Source organism: Sulfitobacter sp. THAF37 (genome assembly GCF_009363555.1).
Classification (GTDB): domain Bacteria; phylum Pseudomonadota; class Alphaproteobacteria; order Rhodobacterales; family Rhodobacteraceae; genus Sulfitobacter.
This window is the reverse complement of the sequence record NZ_CP045372.1, coordinates 868,513-884,641: the sequence shown is the minus strand read 5'-3', so window position 1 is coordinate 884,641 and position 16,129 is coordinate 868,513. Positions and strand designations below refer to the sequence as shown.

Sequence of the window (16,129 nt, the reverse complement as noted above, 5' to 3'; positions counted from 1 at the left end):
CGAATGATCCTTGTTCTGCTTCTGAGTGGTGCGCTGATGGGCGCCTGCACCGATCCCGCCCCACGGGGCGGGGGTGACATCCTTGTGCTGGGCGATTCCGTGATGGCGTGGAACGGCGGCAGCGACGCGGCCATCCCGGATGCGATGCAGACGGCGCTGGGCCGCAAGGTCGTCAGCAAGGCGGTGCCGGGCGCGCAGTTTGACAACGGTTCCGGGCTGGCAGGGGCCGTGGGCTTTGACATAAGGCGGCAGTTCCCCGGCGGGCGCTGGAACTGGATCGTGCTGAACGGCGGGGCAAATGACCTCGGCTCGGACTGCGGCTGCGGTGCCTGCGGGGCGGTGGTGGACGGGTTGATCGGGCCGGATGCCCGATCTGGATCGGTGCCGGACTTTATCGACCGTCTACAGCAGGAAACAGGTGCCCGCATCATCTGGATGGGATACTACAAGGGCAACGGCAAGGGATCGTTTCAGGGGTGCCGCGACGATCTGGTTCGGATGGAAACGCGCATCGCCCGCTTCGCTGCCACGCGGTCGGCGGTCTATTTTATCGATTCCGAAGATGTGATCGACCCGACCGATCCGGCGATGTTCGCAGCCGACAACACCCATCCGTCACCGCGCGCCTCGGCTTTGATCGGAAGCTACCTCGCGCGGGGGATTGCTGAAGCGGGGCGTTCACAAAACCCCTGAGCCACCCTATAGCTGGGGGATGGCCCGCGCATCGAAAACAACCCTTAAAAAGACCACCTCCAAGCCGCCGGTCCGGCGATCCTTCCGGCGATGGCTGTTCAGAGTGATACTGCGGGGGGGATTTGCCGCGGTCCTGCTGATGGTGTTTCTCGTAGTGCTGGGCGCCGTCTTCAACCCGCCAACCACCGCCTACATGTTCTCGGAAGGCCGCCGCCTTGGCGGGGTTCAGCAGATCTGGGTTCCGATGGAGCGTATCGCGCCTGTGATGGCCCGGGCCGCCGTGGCAGCGGAAGACGCCAATTTCTGCCAGCATTGGGGCTTTGACATGGTCGCGATCCGCGAGGCGATCGAAGCGGGGTCGAACCGTGGCGCCTCCACGATCAGCCAGCAGACGGTCAAGAACGTGTACCTCTGGCATGGTCGGACCTGGGTGCGCAAGGCGCTGGAGGCGTTGATCACCCCGGTGGTCGAGGCGATCTGGCCCAAGCGGCGTATCGTCGAGGTCTACCTGAATATCGCCGAGTTCGACGAGGGTGTCTTTGGGGTCGAAGCGGCGGCGCGGCATTACTTCGGGGTATCGGCGGCGGACTTGTCCGCGACCCAGGCAGCACGCCTTGCGGCGATCCTGCCATCGCCCAAGAAAAGGTCTGCGTCTCGGCCCGGCGATTTCGTGGTCAGGCGGGCGCGACAGATACGCGACGGAGCGGCAACGATCCGCAACGACGGGCGCGCCGCCTGTTTCGAGAGTTGAAACCCGCCGGGATAAGGGGCATGGATACCCCCACTTCATCCCTTTTCGAAAGCTGACTATGGCCCGCCTGTTTCATGTCCCGCTGTCGCCTTTTTGCCGCAAGGTGCGTCTGAGCCTTGCCGAGAAAAAGATCGAAGTGGAGCTGGTGGAGGAACGGTACTGGGAACAGGACGCCGATTTCATGCGGCGCAATCCTGCGGGCAAGGTTCCGGTGCTGCGGCTCGACGGGATCATGATGGCCGAAAGTGCGGCGATCTGCGAATACATCGAGGAAACCCGGCCGGAACCCATGCTGCTGCCCCGCGACCCCGCCGAACGGCTTGAGGTGCGCCGCCTTGTGGGATGGTTCGACGACAAGTTCCATCGCGAAGTGACGTCCAGACTGCTGTACGAACGGGTCAACAAGAAGGTGATGAAGCAAGGCTATCCCGACAGCTCGAACGTCAAGGCCGGGGCGAAAGCCATCAAGTATCACCTCGACTATATGGCCTGGTTGCTGGACCATCGCCGCTGGCTGGCGGGGGACGTCATGACGCTGGCGGATTTTGCGGCCGCGGCGCATCTTTCGTCGCTGGACTATATCTCGGACGTGGACTGGAACCGCAGCGAAACGGTCAAGGACTGGTACGCCAAGATCAAGTCGCGCCCCGCGTTCCGCGCCTTGCTGGCCGATCAGGTGCCAGGTTTCCCGCCACCCAAGCACTACAACAATCTGGATTTCTGAACCCGGTGCCGGCGGCATCCCGGCGCCCGGTCCCCGAGGACAAGCGAGGCCGGTAAAAGGATGGAGCTAAAGCCAAGGCTGGTGGCAGAGGCGTTGCGCGAAGGGTTCGTGGCTGCGCGGATCTGCAGGCCGGACGCGGTGCCCGAGGTGCCGGACCGGCTCGCCGCCTTTGTCGAGGCGGGGTATCACGGGCAAATGGGCTGGATGGCCGAGCGGATGCACTGGCGTGGCAATCCGGCCGCGCTCTGGCCCGAGGCGCGGTCGGTCATCATGCTGGCCGAAAGCTACACCCCCGACCACGACCCGCTGACGGTACTGGACCATCCCGAAAAGGGCGCGATATCTGTCTATGCGCAGGGCCGCGACTACCACGACATCGTCAAGAAACGGCTCAAGCGGCTGGCCCGCTGGCTGATCGCCGAGGGCGGGGGTGAGGTGAAAGTGTTCGTCGATACCGCGCCTGTTCCGGAAAAGGCGCTGGCACAGGCGGCCGGGCTGGGCTGGCAGGGCAAGCACACCAACCTGCTGAGCCGGGACTGGGGCAACTGGGCGTTTCTCGGCGCGATTTTCACGACGCTGGAATTGCCTGTCGATCCCCCCCAGGCGGAGCATTGCGGTTCATGCCGGGCCTGTCTGGACATCTGCCCGACCAACGCTTTTCCCGCGCCCTTTCGCCTGGATCCGCGGCGCTGCATTTCTTACCTGACGATCGAACACAAGGGTCCGGTGGACGAGGACCTGCGCGCGCTGATGGGCAACCGCATCTATGGCTGCGATGACTGCCTCGCGATCTGCCCGTGGAACAAGTTTGCCGTGGCTGCAAGCGATATGCGCTACCACGGGCCGGCGGCGCGGGCCGCCGATCTGGCCGAGCTGGCCGCGCTGGACGATGCCGCGTTCCGCGCCAGATATGCCGGGTCCCCGATAAAGCGTATCGGACGAGACCGCTTTGTGCGGAATGTGCTCTATGCGATTGGAAACTCCGGCCTGTCCGGGCTGCGCCCTGCGGCCCAGGCGCTGTGCGAAGACCCTGATCCGACAGTGGCGGATGCGGCACGATGGGCGGTCGCGCGTCTGTCGGCCTGACAAAGGGGATGGACCCGGATGCGGGGCGCGCTACACCGGCTGTGGCGCAACGAGGAGATTGATATGGCCTTGCTGTTGGGGGTGGACACGGGCGGAACCTACACCGATGCGGTGCTGGTCCGAGACGACGAAACGGTGGTCGCGGCGGCCAAATCGCTGACCACCCGACATGATCTGGCCGAAGGGATCGGCGCCGCTGTGCAGGCGGTGCTTGTCTCTGCCGCGGTGGCACCGTCGGATATCTCATTGGCCTCGCTTTCAACCACGTTGGCCACCAACGCGCTGGTCGAAGGGCAGGGCGGGCGCGTCGCGCTGATCTACATCGGTTTCCGGGACAGCGATCTGGAAACACATGGCTTGTCCGAGGCTTTGAAAGGGGACCCGGCCATCGTGCTGGACGGCGGGCATGACCATTCCGGTGCAGAGGTTCGGCCCCTAGACGAGGCAGGATTGAATGCCTTTCTCCGCGCTCACGGACGTGATGTCAGCGGCTTTGCCGTCGCGGCCCAGTTCGCCACCCGCAACCCGGCGCACGAGCTGCGCGCGGCGCAGTTGGTGGCGCAGGTGACGGGGCTGCCGGTTTCGGCCTCGCATCAGCTGTCAGCCAAGCTGAACGGCCCCCGGCGGGCGATGACAGCCGTACTGAACGCGCGCCTGATCGGCATGATCGACCGGCTGATCGGTCGGGCAGAGGACCGATTGCAGGATCTCGGGATCGCCGCCCCGATGATGGTGGTGCGGGGTGACGGCGCGCTGATCTCCAGTGCGCAGGCCCGAGCGCGCCCGATAGAGACGATCCTGAGCGGGCCTGCCGCTTCCATCGTCGGGGCGCGGTGGATGACCGGGGCGGAGCTGGCACTTGTCAGTGACATCGGCGGAACCACCACCGATGTGGCCCTGCTGCGGGGGGGACGCCCGATGATCGACCCGGCGGGCGCACAGGTGGGTCCCTACCGCACGATGGTCGAGGCAGTCGCCATGCGGACCACCGGTCTGGGCGGCGACAGCGAGGTTCATTTCATCGCGGAAGGATTGCGAGGCGGCGTCACCTTGGGGCCGCGACGCCTTCTTCCGGTGTCACTGCTGGCGGTCGATGCGCCGGACGTGGTTCACGCCGCGCTGGACGCGCAGCTGCGGTCGGTGGCGCCGGGTGAACATGACGGACGCTTTGTCCGTGCTGTGCCCGGCCAGTCTGTGGTGGGGCTGTCTGCGCGTGAGGCGGCGTTGCTCGAACGTCTTGGCACCGGCGGCGTGCAGCCTTTGGGCGATGTGCTGCGCGCCCGGATTGAACAGGGTGCCCTGAAACGGCTGGTGGAGCGGGGGCTGGTGCAGATCGCGGGTGTCACGCCGTCGGACGCCAGTCACGTTTTGGGGCGGGTGCTGGAATGGGACAGCGGCGCCGCGCGCAAGGCCTTGCAGCTTTTTGGACGCAGGCGCACCGGGGCGGGCAACGTGCTTTCCAACATCGCCGAGGATGTGGCGCAGATGATCGTCGATCAATTGACGAAACAGACCTGTCTCGCTTTGCTCGAAACCGCCTTTGCCGAAGAAGATGTGTCATTCGGGGTCGCACCGGATGTGCTTGCGCGGCATGTCCTGATGCAGCGCGGCATGGCCGGGCACAGGGGGCTTGTACGCCTGCAGACGGGTCTGGACGTGCCGGTGATCGGGCTGGGCGCGTCTGCTGCCAGCTATTACCCGGCGGTGGGCGATCGGCTGGGGTGCGAGATGGTTCTGCCCGATCACGCCGGCGTCGCCAACGCCATCGGGGCCGTCGTGGGCCGGGTGATGATGCGCCAGAGTGGCACCGTAACGGCACCGAGCGAGGGAAAGTTCCGGGTGCACCTGCCAGAGGGACCTGAGGATTTTGCAGATCGGACCAGCGCGCTGGAACGACTGGAGGATGCCCTGCGGGCACAGGCGACGGCGGATGCGCTGGCGGCGGGAGCGGTGGATATTCAGGTCCGCGTGGACCGTGACATCCGAACTGCCGGTGTCGAGGCCCGAGAGGTCTTCATCGAGGCGGTCATAACAGTCGAGGCAGCAGGCCGGCCGCGCGTGGCAGGCGGGTAATAACACGATTTACAGTATTGTCGGGACCTATGATAGCAATAGGTTGTGTTTACCCATAGGAAATGAGTCGACTCGAATATGACCTGTGGATAAAATGAAGGCACCCAAGGATTCCCTTGGGTGCCTTGCCGTTGCAAAGCAACGGACCGTGTCGCTAAACACGTCTAAGAATCGCAAGGTTCTGGAAGTTGGTCAATAGCAAAGCGCGGCGGGGCGTAATCAGGCCGATGTAGTCGGTCAATGTAGGAGTACAGAAAATGTACTTTACGCTCTACAAAGACGCCTTCGCGCAATGGCGCTGGAATTTGAAAGCTGCAAACCATCATATTGTAGCGGATTCTGCAGAATCGTATCACAACAAATCTGATGCCATTTCTGGTATCAACCTTGTTCGCGGCACGAGTGGTAGCACTCCTATCTACGAATAAGATGCTATGGGGTCAGAACATTTGCTTCTGGCCCCATATTTCTATTCCGCGGCTGCACGCTTGGGCAGGACCCAGTCGGCACGTGGGAAGTGGCAGGTATAGCCGTTGGGCACGCGCTCCAGATAATCCTGATGCTCGGGCTCCGCGTCCCAGAAGTCGCCAACCGCCTCCACCTCCGTCACAACCTTGCCGGGCCACAGGCCGGATGCCTCCACATCCGCGATCGTGTCCAGTGCGGTGTTCTTCTGCGCTTCATCGACATAGTAGATCGCCGAGCGATAGCTCATCCCACGGTCGTTGCCTTGCCGATTGAGCGTGGTGGGGTCGTGGATCTGAAAGAAGAATTCCAGCAGTTCACGGTACGAGGTCTTTTCCGGGTCGAAGATGATCTCGATCCCCTCGGCGTGGGTGCCGTGATTGCCGTAGGTGGCATTGGGCACGTCGCCCCCGGTATACCCCACGCGGGTCGATACCACGCCGGGGCGTTTTCGGATCAGATCCTGCATACCCCAGAAACATCCACCAGCCAGTACTGCGCGTTCAGTGCTCATGCTACGTCCTCCACCTGATCTATGTAGTCGCCGTATCCTTCGGCCTCCATGTCGTCGCGGTGCACGAACCGCAGGGAGGCCGAGTTGATGCAGTATCGCAATCCGCCCCGGTCGGGCGGGCCATCGGGAAACACGTGGCCCAGGTGGCTGTCGCCATGTTTCGACCGCACCTCGGTCCGGACCATGCCAAGCGAGGCGTCGCGGTGTTCGGTCACGTTGTCGATGGGTTTGGTAAAGCTGGGCCAGCCGCAGCCGCTCTCATATTTGTCGGCGCTGGCGAACAGCGGCTCACCCGATACGATATCGACGTAGATGCCCGGCTCCTTGTTGCTCAGAAGCTTGCCGGTTCCGGGGCGTTCGGTACCGCTTTCCTGCGTGACATAGAATTCTTCCGGGCTAAGTGCCGCAATGGCGTCGGGGTCTTTGGTATAGGTTGGCATGCAATCCCTCCGTGAAACTCTTGTCGTATAAGATGGTGTTTTCACGCTGGAATGAAAGGGCCTGCATGCCCCATGCAACTCAATGTGATGCCACAACGTGTCTGGTGGAACGGATCAGCAGCAGGAGGCGTGGGATGCGCTGGATTATGGCATTGGTACTGAGTGTGACAATGGCGCAGGCCGCCCCGCGCGAGGTGGTGTTTTCCAACATCGACGGGGGCGAGCACCGGTTCAGTCAATGGGCCGGGCAACCTGTGCTCGTCGTGAACACGGCCTCGCAATGCGGCTATACCGGCCAGTACGAGGGGCTACAGGCGCTGTACGATCGCTTTAAGGCGCGCGGGCTGGTGGTGCTGGCAGTGCCGTCGGACGATTTCAACCAGGAACTGGGCAGCGCGGCCGAGGTCAAGGAATTCTGCGAGGTGTCATTTGGTCTCGACCTGCCGATGACCGACATTACCCATGTCAGGGGCAGCAAGGCGCATCCATTCTACCGGGCGGTGAAGGTCGAGACCGGGTTCGAGCCGCGCTGGAATTTCAACAAGGTGCTGATCGGCCCGGACGGTCGGGTCGTCGGCACTTGGGGCGCGCCGGTCAAGCCGGGCTCGACCGCTATCGTCGGGGCGATTGAGCCATTGCTGCGGTGACGATAAGCTTGCGGCAAAAGGAGCATTCATGACCGATCCCGACCTCGACAAAGCCTATGCGCTGCAGACGCCCGATGATAACCGCAAGCTCTACGCGGATTGGGCGGCAAGCTACGACAGCGGTTTCGCCGCCGACATGGATTACCAGTTGCCCCGGCTGGTGGCGCTGGTGCTGGCAGAGATCTATCAGGGGGCCGGTCCGGTGCTGGATCTGGGCGCGGGCACGGGGTTGGTCGCGGACCACATGCTGATGCGCGGAACCTTTGATATCGACGCGCTGGATATCTCTCCGCAGATGCTTGAGACGGCAGCGGCCAAGGGGCACTACAGACAGACGATCGCGGCCGATTTGACCAAACCGCTGGACATCGCCGATGCAACCTATGACGCCGTGGTCAGCGCGGGCACCTTCACCCACGGTCACGTGGGGCCCGATGCGCTGGACGAAGTGATCCGCATTGCCCGTCCCGGCGCCCTTTTCGTGCTGACCATCAACGCGGAACATTTCGAGGCGCGCGGGTTTGCCGCGAAGTTCCGGGCGCTGGCGCCGATGGTCGCAGAGCTGGAGCACCGGGAAGTCAACATATATGGCAGCAAGGCCGCGGCGCCGCACCGCGACGACAGGGCGCAGATCGCGATCTTTCGCAAACGCTAGGTGTTCAGTCCCGGCATCTCTATCCGCTTGTCTGCCGGGACCAGCTTGTTGATCTGGGCGATATGTTCGGGCAGGCATCTGGTCAGGAAATCGTATTCCTTCACCACATGGGCCCGTGCGGCCCTGCCGAGATGGGCAAAATCCTGGGGCTTTGCCAGCACCTCTATCGCCTGCGCCGCGAGCGCATCGGCGTCGAAAAAGTCCACCAACAGACCGGTTTCGCCATGAGTGATCGCTTCGCGTACCGGTTCTACGTCGGAGGCGACGATGGTCGCGCCCATGGACATGGATTCCAACAGCGACCATGACAGCACGAAAGGCATGGTGAGGTAGATGTGACAGCGGCTGATCTGGACAAGCTTCTGATATTGCGGATAGGGGATATTGCCCAGGAAATGCACGCGGTCCCAATCGACCGCTTCGCCGACCTCGTCTTCCATCTCGGCGCGCAGGCCGCCAGGGTACTTGCTTTTGCCGCCGTAAGACACGTCGTTGCCACCGACGATCAGCACCCGCGCTTCAGGGCGTTCGCGCAGGATGCGTGGCAGCGCCCGCATGAAGATGTGAAAGCCGCGGGTCCGTTCCAGGTTGCGCGAAACATAGGTCAGAATTTCATCTTCGCGGGTCAGTTGACGGTTCAGCCGCCCCAGTTCGAGGCTTACATGCGGATTGGGCTGCAGTATGTCGGTGCGGATACCGTCGTGGCAGACGTACATCCGGTCATGAAAGCTGTGCGGGAAACGGTCCCGCTGCCAATAGGTGGGGCAATGGCCCATGTCGACGGTTTCGATATTGGCCAACGGCACGGCATTGCGCGCCTGCATGAGGAATGGCGCATGGTCCGACACAGGTTCTTCGGGATCGAAGCCGACAGAGCCGCCGGTGATGTTGTAGTAGTATTCGAAAAAACCGATAATCGGCACATCGGCCCATATCTGCTTGAAGAACGTCAACTCGCCCCAGCCGACATGGCCGACAACGATGTCAGGCCGAAAGCTCTCCTGCACTTCCAGACGTTTGGCGGCAACCGCTGCACCGAAACCCGCACCTGTCGCTTCTTCCCAAACGCGGGAAAGACCATAGGCGTCTTTTGCCGGTGTGCGGTGAGTCTGATACTTGCGCGTTTCCACGCCGGGCAGGTTCGGCGGGTTTTTCCGTTGTGTCAGAAAGTAAATGCGATGTTGTTTTGTCGCGGCGAGCCACTGGACCAATTCGCGGTACTGGCCCGGCATGTTCTGATGGACAAAAAGAATGTTCATGTGCTGGCCCTGTCAGCGCGGATTTGCGGCAGATAACCAAAGCGGGGCGGACTTGGCAACGCAGGCACTCGTCGATTTTGCCCCTGCCTCCGGCTCAGGCGCGGTCCTGATTGGATTTCAAGAATGCGCAATCAGCGATTCCCGATCCCGACGCCCCGTCAAAGCAGTTCGAGCGTGCGCGGGGCTGGCTTGCCCTCGAAGAACACGTCGAGGACCCGCTGGAACGGAGTTGGCTCTTCTGCCGCGCGCGCGAACAGCGTGGCGCAATTGTGCAGCTTGTAGGCATCTGTATTGCCGAGGATGGCTGCCGCCGACTTGTCGTCATGTTGCGCGATCAGATCCATGCAGCGCGACAGACGCGGCCCCAGGATCGGATGGGCCAGGTATTCGCGCGTTTCTTCCATGTCCCGCAGGGCAAAGAACAATGCGGTGGGTGAGTCTCCGACCCCTTCGAGCACGGGAAAGACGAACCACATCCAATGCGATGCCTTCCTGCCCTGCTGCAGTTCTTCGATCACCGAGTCCCAGATCGCATCCTGCGCATCGGTGAAATGGTCGAATTCGTCCTCGTCTTCTTCCCAGTCGTCCGGCTCAGGCGGCATAATCGGACTCTTCATCGTCGAGAATGGCTTTGAGCTCGGCCAGGTGGCGCGCGTCCTGTTCAGGGTAGTTTTCCAGTTCCCGCGCCGTTTTCTCTGCCACATCGTCCGGGATGCGACGCAGCGGCATGCCGGTCTGGAGGGCTTTGATATACGTCTCCGCCGCACGCTCGAAGTAATAAAGGCGATTGAACGTCTCGGCCACTGTGTCACCGATGACCATGACACCGTGCGAGCCCATGATCATGACCTTCTGTTTCGGGTCGGTCAGCAGCGCGGCGCAGCGGTCGCCCTCGTCCTCGAAAGCGAGACCGCCGTAGTCTTCGTCAATCACGATGCGGTTGTAGAAGGTACAGCAGTTCTGGTCGATGGGCGGCAGGCGGCTGTCCTGGAGACACGCCAGCACGGTCGCATGGATGGAATGGACATGCATCACGCACCGCGCGTGCGGGCAGGCGCGGTGAACGCCGCCGTGAAGGCCCCATGCTGTCGGGTCAGGCGCATTGGGCCCGCTGAGTGTCTCGGTGTCGTTGGCGTCGATCAACAGCAGGTCGCTGGCCCTGATCCGCGAGAAATGCACCTGGTTCGGGTTCATCAGGAACTGCGTGCCTGCATCGTTCACGGCGAGCGAAAAGTGGTTTGCGACCCCCTCGTGCATGTTCAGCCGGGCCGTCCAGCGAAAGGCGGCGGCCAGGTCCACGCGTTCGGGCCAGTGGTCCATGTTGGGTTTCATGCGGGTGATGGTCATGATGCGGCTCCTTTGGGCCGACACTAGACGATGACACAGAATTTCCAAGGGTCCGGCCCGAATGGTCAGGTCGATTGTGTTGCGCGCCTCAAATTAGGGCGGACCATGTGGTCAGATCAGGGGGCGACTTGGCACCCAGGCATAACCGTTCTCGCACATCAGGTAGGCTTCGCGCAGGCCGTGGGGTTTGTCGGTGGGGCCTTGCAGCACCGTTGCGCCCTCTGTCTCCGCCTGTCGGCAGGCGGCGTCGGGGTCCGTGTCATACAGCCTGATCTCGATCCCCGCGCCGCGCGGCGGCGTTTCAGGCAGCAGACCCAGCAACGGATTGCTGTGGTAGGTGCCGTCGCTGTGCAGTTGGAAGACCTGATCACCGTATGTCATGATCGCGAAGTCCGCAGTGGGCTGAAAGGCTTTCATCCCGAACACGGTTTCCAGAAAGGCGATCTGCCGTGCCACGTCGCGCACCAGCAGGTTCAGTCCGATTCCCCTAAGTGACCCGCCGAAAGCCTCGGGTGTTGTGTCGTCGTAGTTCATGGCGCCCCCGCTGTTCCACCGCACGCAGATTAGAAACGGATGGTTCCTTCGTCCATCGCGCTGTGGGCGGCTGTCGGCCCGGAGTTCAAGAATCCCGGTGTCGCCCCTTGCACGCGCCCGCGATTCTTGATCCATTACGCCATGACGCAAGATACTTTTCCCTCATGGCCCGACAGCGCCGCGCAGCTGGTCAATGTCGCTGCCGGTCGCGCCCCCGCCGATACGATCATCCGCGGCGGCATCTGGGTCAACGTCCATACACGCGAAGCCCTGCCGGATCATGACATCGCTATCGTCGCCGGACGGATTGCTTTTGTCGGGCCGGATGCGGGGCATTGCCGAGGCGCGGAGACGCGGATCATCGAAGCCGAAGGCCGCTATATGATCCCCGGCCTGTGCGACGCCCATATGCATATCGAATCCGGGATGCTGACCCCTGCGGAGTTCGCTCGCGCGGTGATCCCGCATGGCACCACGTCGATGTTCACCGACCCGCATGAGATCGCGAATGTCCTTGGACTCGATGGGGTGCGAATGATGCACGACGAGGCGCTGATGCAGCCGGTGAACATTTTCACACAGATGCCGTCCTGCGCGCCCTCGGCACCGGGAATGGAAACCACGGGCTTTGAGATCAGCGCCGAGGATGTTGGAGAGGCGATGGCCTGGCCGGGTATCATCGGGCTGGGCGAGATGATGAACTTTCCCGGCGTGTCGAACGCCGACCCGCAGATGCTGGCCGAGATCGCCGCGACCCAGCGGGCGGGCAAGACGGTCGGCGGGCACTATGCCTCGCCCGATCTTGGTCCCGCCTTCGCCGCCTATGTCGCGGGCGGTCCTGCGGACGATCACGAAGGGACCTGCGAGGCGGACGCGGTGGCGCGGATGCGTCAGGGGATGCGGTCGATGATCCGGCTGGGCAGCGCGTGGTACGATGTGGAAAGCCAGATCACCGCCGTCACTGAAAAGGGGCTGGATTCGCGCAACATGATCCTGTGCACCGATGATTGCCACTCTGGCACGCTGGTCAACGATGGACATATGAACCGGGTGGTGCGCCATGCCATCGACTGCGGCTGCGACCCGCTGGTGGCGCTGCAGATGGCGACGATCAACACCGCAACCCATTTCGGGCTTGAGCGCGAGATCGGGTCGATCACACCGGGGCGCCGGGCGGATGTGATCCTCACGTCGGACCTGAAGGCGCTGCCGATCGAAACAGTGATTGCCCGGGGGCAGGTCGTGGCCGAAGACGGCGTCTGTCTGGTGGACTGCCCGCACTACGACTGGCCCGCGCGGGCGCGTCAGACGGTCAGGATGGCGCGCGACCTGAAGGCCGATGATTTCACCATAGCCGCCCCCGAGGGTGCCAACGGTGTGACCGCCAACGTGATCGGTGTTGTGGAAAACCAGGCGCCGACCAAGGCGCTGCAATTTGAACTGCCGGTGACGGAAGGCCGGGTTCAGGCCACCGGCGAGGTCTGTCAGATCGCGCTGGTCGAACGACATCGCGCGACGGGCGGCGTGGTCAATGCCTTTGTCTCAGGCTTCGGCTACAAAGGACGGATGGCGATGGCCTCAACCGTGGCGCATGACAGCCATCATATGATCGTTGTCGGCACCGATGCCGACCAGATGGCACTGGCGGCGAACCGGTTGCGCGGCGTGGGCGGCGGCATCGTGATCTTTCGCGACGGAGAGGAACTGGCGCGCATCGACCTGCCCATCGCCGGTCTGATGTCCGACAGCCCCGCAGCAGATGTCGCCGCGGCGACCCAGGCAATGATGCAGGCCATGCGCGATTGCGGCTGCACCCTGAACAACGCCTATATGCAGCATTCACTCCTTGCGCTGGTGGTGATCCCCGAGTTGCGGATCTCCGACCTGGGTCTGGTGGATGTGCGCACATTCGAATTCACCGATGTGATCGTGCCGTAACAAAGGCCCCGTATCACACGCAAAACCGTGGGCAGGACCGCCCCAAAAACAAAAGAAGGAACCGATATGAAACTTAGCACACCGGACGTGCCCAAGGCTGAGACGTTTACAGATGCCACCGCCGCCGTCGACCGGCTGACGGAGCTTTACGACCAGGCCACGCGCTTTCTGCGTGATCGTTTCGAGTCCGTGGAGACCGCGGCCGAGGACGGCACGCGCATTCGTGCGTACTATCCCGAAGTCCGCTTTACCACGTCGAGCCACGCACATGTGGACAGCCGCCTGTCCTTTGGGCATGTTTCCTCGCCGGGGACGTTCTCGGCGACGATCACGCGGCCCGACCTGTTCCGCAACTACCTGATACAGCAGATCGGCCTGCTGATCGAAAACCACGATCAGCCGGTCATGATCGGAACATCCGACACGCCGATTCCGATCCATTTCGCGGTGACGTCGGAAACGGCGGTGAACCTGCCGCAGGAGGGGGCGGGAAACTTCATCCTCCGCGACGTCTTTGACGTGCCCGATCTGAGCACCACCAACGACGACATCGTGAACGGCACCTACACGGCTACCGACGGGGTCCGCCCGCTGGCGCCCTTTACCGCGCAGCGGGTGGATTATTCGCTGGCGCGGCTGGCGCATTACACCGCGACGGACGCCGAGCATTTTCAGTTTCATGTGATGTTCACGAACTACCAGTTCTACGTGACCGAGTTTGAAGCCTTTGCCCGTGCGCAGCTGAACGATCCGGACAGCGGCTATACCTCCTTTGTCAGCACAGGAAACGTCGAGATCACGGATGGCGACACGCCAATCCCGGACACGATAAAGACGCCGCAGATGCCAACCTACCACCTCAAGCGGGCGGACGGGTCGGGGATCACACTGGTGAACATCGGTGTCGGTCCGTCCAACGCCAAGACGGCAACGGATCACATCGCGGTGCTGCGGCCCCACGCGTGGCTGATGGTCGGTCATTGCGCCGGGCTGCGCAACACGCAGGCGCTGGGCGATTTTGTGCTGGCGCATGCCTACCTGCGCGAGGATCACGTGCTGGACGATGACCTGCCGATCTGGGTGCCGATCCCGGCGCTGGCGGAAATCCAGATCGCGCTGGAAAAGGCTGTGGCCGAGGTGACGCAGCTGGAAGGTTATGAGTTGAAGCGGATCATGCGGACCGGCACTGTCGCCACCATCGACAACCGCAACTGGGAGTTGCGCGACCAATCCGGCCCGGTGCAGCGGCTCAGCCAGTCGCGGTCCATCGCGCTGGACATGGAAAGTGCGACGATTGCCGCGAACGGCTACCGTTTCAGAGTACCCTATGGCACGCTTCTGTGTGTCTCGGACAAGCCGCTGCACGGCGAGTTGAAGCTGCCCGGCATGGCGTCAGACTTCTACAAGACGCAGGTTTCGCGCCATCTCATGATCGGAATTCGCGCCATGGAACGGCTGCGCAGCACGCCGCTGGAGCGTATTCACAGCCGGAAATTGCGGTCGTTCGATGAAACAGCCTTTCTCTGAGGGCAAAAATCCGCGAAAAACCGAAGAAAATAAGGAAAATCGGACTACAACGCGTTGTGTTGTGCCACAACATACCGTTACATTCTGCGCACAGGCCCCAGATACGGGCAGTCTAAGGAGATAAGAACATGGCAACCAAACCAATGACAAAGACTCAGCTCGTCGCTGCCCTTGCGGAAGAGATGGGTTCTGACAAGAAATCGGCCAGCGCGGCGCTGGAAGCTGTCTGCGACCTGATCACCAAGGAAGTGTCCGCAGGCGGTGCCGTGACCCTGCCGGGAGTCGGCAAGATCTACTGCCGTGAGCGCCCCGAGCGCATGGTCCGCAACCCCGCGACCGGCGAGCAGTTCAAGAAGGACGCTGACAAAGTGGTGAAGATGACCATCGCGAAGGCGCTCAAGGACAGCGTGAACGGCTAAAGCTCAACGGGCTTTCAATTTATTCAAGGCCGCCTTTCGGGGCGGCCTTTCTCTTTGTCGAAATGTCGGTCTGCGGGGCTTGTGGGCGCCGCCGATCCGATAGATGTTCAGCGGCAGAAGGAGCCGGGTCAGAACATGGATATTCGCGCAATTCTGGCCGGTTTGGTCTTTGTCGTCATGTGGTCCTCGGCCTTCACGTCGGCCCGGATCATCGTCGAATATGCATCGCCGCTCTGGACCCTTTCGGTGCGCTACCTGATTTCGGGCCTGCTGGGCGTCGGGATCGCGCTGGCGCTTGGTCAAAGTTGGCGGCTGACCACCGCGCAATGGCGGGCGACGATCATTTTCGGTATCTTGCAGAATGCGACATACCTTGGCCTGAACTTCGTTGCCATGCAGACTGTCGAAGCGTCACTGGCCGCGATCATCGCTTCGACCATGCCTTTGCTGGTCGGCTTTGCCGCCTGGGCCTTTCTGGGCGAAGGGCTGCGACCGCTTGGGGTGGCAGGGTTGCTGGCCGGCGTGGTCGGCGTATTCATCATCATGAGCGCCCGGCTGAGCGGCGGTGTGGACCTGACCGGAGTCCTGCTGTGCGGCCTGGGGGTCATGGCGCTGACCGCAGCGACGCTGCTGGTGCGTGGCGCGACCTCTGGCGGAAACTTCCTGATGATCGTGGGCCTGCAGATGCTGGCGGGCTGTGTCGCCCTTGCGCTGGCGGCGCTGCTGTTCGAAACGCCGCGCCTGGACCCCAGCTGGCCGCTGTTCTTTGCCTTTACCTACACCTGCTTCGTGCCGGGGCTTGCCGCGACGATGATCTGGTTCTGGCTGGTCAACCGGCTGGGTGCCACGCGCGCCGCCACCTTCCATTTTCTCAATCCGTTTGTCGGAGTGGCGGTCGCGGCGCTGTTGTTGTCCGAGCCGTTGGGCGCCCGTGACATCGTCGGCGTGGTGATCGTTGCCGTAGGTATCCTGGCGGTACAGATTTCGCGGCAGAAAATGTCGGAAAACGCTGCTGGCGGCGCGAAAACCGGCGCGTAACAGGGCGGCCGATGGCGCA

18 protein-coding genes are annotated in these 16,129 nt (G+C 62.6%); 12 read left to right on the top strand and 6 right to left on the bottom strand.

What is annotated here, in order from left to right; all coding sequences use genetic code 11:
* Nucleotides 1-3 precede the first annotated feature (3 nt).
* From FIU94_RS04460 to FIU94_RS04435, 6 genes are all read left to right on the top strand, one after another.
* Nucleotides 4-693 (top strand): SGNH/GDSL hydrolase family protein, encoded by a 690-nt coding sequence (locus FIU94_RS04460; protein ID WP_254702613.1) that lies wholly within the window; start codon nucleotides 4-6, stop codon nucleotides 691-693.
* Between the two features lie 19 nt (nucleotides 694-712).
* Nucleotides 713-1,444 (top strand): monofunctional biosynthetic peptidoglycan transglycosylase, encoded by a 732-nt coding sequence (gene mtgA / locus FIU94_RS04455; protein ID WP_152464629.1) that lies wholly within the window; start codon nucleotides 713-715, stop codon nucleotides 1,442-1,444.
* Nucleotides 1,445-1,502: 58 nt separating this feature from the next.
* A complete protein-coding gene (locus FIU94_RS04450; protein WP_152464628.1) occupies nucleotides 1,503-2,168 on the top strand; it encodes a glutathione S-transferase family protein in 666 nt (221 codons plus the stop codon).
* A gap of 60 nt (nucleotides 2,169-2,228) precedes the next feature.
* Nucleotides 2,229-3,254, top strand: a complete 1,026-nt coding sequence (gene queG / locus FIU94_RS04445; RefSeq protein WP_152464627.1) for a tRNA epoxyqueuosine(34) reductase QueG — start codon at nucleotides 2,229-2,231, stop codon at nucleotides 3,252-3,254.
* 63 nt (nucleotides 3,255-3,317) lie between these two features.
* On the top strand, nucleotides 3,318-5,327 hold the full coding sequence (locus FIU94_RS04440; protein ID WP_152464626.1) for a hydantoinase/oxoprolinase N-terminal domain-containing protein: 2,010 nt from the start codon (nucleotides 3,318-3,320) through the stop codon (nucleotides 5,325-5,327).
* A gap of 257 nt (nucleotides 5,328-5,584) precedes the next feature.
* The gene (locus FIU94_RS04435; RefSeq protein ID WP_152464625.1) at nucleotides 5,585-5,755 is read left to right on the top strand and encodes a DUF1508 domain-containing protein; all 171 of its coding nucleotides are present in this window, start codon (nucleotides 5,585-5,587) and stop codon (nucleotides 5,753-5,755) included.
* A gap of 41 nt (nucleotides 5,756-5,796) precedes the next feature.
* Here the strand turns inward: FIU94_RS04435 and msrA are convergent, their stop codons facing one another.
* On the bottom strand, nucleotides 5,797-6,306 hold the full coding sequence (gene msrA, locus FIU94_RS04430) for a peptide-methionine (S)-S-oxide reductase MsrA (protein WP_152464624.1): 510 nt from the start codon (nucleotides 6,304-6,306) through the stop codon (nucleotides 5,797-5,799).
* Entirely contained in the window at nucleotides 6,303-6,746 is a 444-nt protein-coding gene (gene msrB, locus FIU94_RS04425) for a peptide-methionine (R)-S-oxide reductase MsrB (protein WP_152464623.1), read from the bottom strand. Before msrB ends, msrA begins: the two co-directional genes overlap by 4 nt.
* A 134-nt stretch (nucleotides 6,747-6,880) precedes the next feature.
* On the opposite strand from msrB, the gene FIU94_RS04420 reads away from it, so the two are divergent.
* Nucleotides 6,881-7,393, top strand: a complete 513-nt coding sequence (locus FIU94_RS04420; RefSeq protein WP_152464622.1) for a glutathione peroxidase — start codon at nucleotides 6,881-6,883, stop codon at nucleotides 7,391-7,393.
* Between the two features lie 28 nt (nucleotides 7,394-7,421).
* The gene (locus FIU94_RS04415; protein ID WP_152464621.1) at nucleotides 7,422-8,048 is read left to right on the top strand and encodes a class I SAM-dependent methyltransferase; all 627 of its coding nucleotides are present in this window, start codon (nucleotides 7,422-7,424) and stop codon (nucleotides 8,046-8,048) included.
* On the opposite strand, the gene FIU94_RS04410 is transcribed toward FIU94_RS04415, so the two are convergent.
* From FIU94_RS04410 to FIU94_RS04395, 4 genes are all read right to left on the bottom strand, one after another.
* The gene (locus FIU94_RS04410) at nucleotides 8,045-9,307 is read right to left on the bottom strand and encodes a glycosyltransferase family 4 protein (RefSeq protein WP_152464620.1); all 1,263 of its coding nucleotides are present in this window, start codon (nucleotides 9,305-9,307) and stop codon (nucleotides 8,045-8,047) included. The genes FIU94_RS04415 and FIU94_RS04410 overlap by 4 nt on opposite strands.
* A 158-nt stretch (nucleotides 9,308-9,465) precedes the next feature.
* Nucleotides 9,466-9,909: a DUF1810 domain-containing protein gene (locus tag FIU94_RS04405; RefSeq protein ID WP_152464619.1), complete on the bottom strand. Its 444-nt coding sequence runs from the start codon at nucleotides 9,907-9,909 to the stop codon at nucleotides 9,466-9,468.
* Nucleotides 9,899-10,654, bottom strand: a complete 756-nt coding sequence (locus FIU94_RS04400) for a class II aldolase and adducin N-terminal domain-containing protein (RefSeq protein ID WP_152464618.1) — start codon at nucleotides 10,652-10,654, stop codon at nucleotides 9,899-9,901. Before FIU94_RS04400 ends, FIU94_RS04405 begins: the two co-directional genes overlap by 11 nt.
* Before the next feature lie 111 nt (nucleotides 10,655-10,765).
* Entirely contained in the window at nucleotides 10,766-11,188 is a 423-nt protein-coding gene (locus FIU94_RS04395) for a glyoxalase/bleomycin resistance/extradiol dioxygenase family protein (protein ID WP_152464617.1), read from the bottom strand.
* Nucleotides 11,189-11,329: 141 nt separating this feature from the next.
* Here FIU94_RS04395 and ade point away from each other — a divergent pair, with 141 nt between their 5' ends.
* From ade to FIU94_RS04375, 4 genes are all read left to right on the top strand, one after another.
* A complete protein-coding gene (ade, locus tag FIU94_RS04390) occupies nucleotides 11,330-13,126 on the top strand; it encodes an adenine deaminase (protein WP_152464616.1) in 1,797 nt (598 codons plus the stop codon).
* 66 nt (nucleotides 13,127-13,192) lie between these two features.
* On the top strand, nucleotides 13,193-14,653 hold the full coding sequence (locus tag FIU94_RS04385; RefSeq protein ID WP_152464615.1) for an AMP nucleosidase: 1,461 nt from the start codon (nucleotides 13,193-13,195) through the stop codon (nucleotides 14,651-14,653).
* 128 nt (nucleotides 14,654-14,781) lie between these two features.
* Nucleotides 14,782-15,072 carry an HU family DNA-binding protein gene (locus FIU94_RS04380; RefSeq protein WP_071969294.1) on the top strand — a complete coding sequence of 97 codons (291 nt, stop codon included), beginning with the start codon at nucleotides 14,782-14,784 and terminating at the stop codon, nucleotides 15,070-15,072.
* A 135-nt stretch (nucleotides 15,073-15,207) separates the two neighbouring features.
* Nucleotides 15,208-16,110, top strand: a complete 903-nt coding sequence (locus tag FIU94_RS04375; protein ID WP_152464614.1) for a DMT family transporter — start codon at nucleotides 15,208-15,210, stop codon at nucleotides 16,108-16,110.
* Nucleotides 16,111-16,129: the final 19 nt, after the last annotated feature.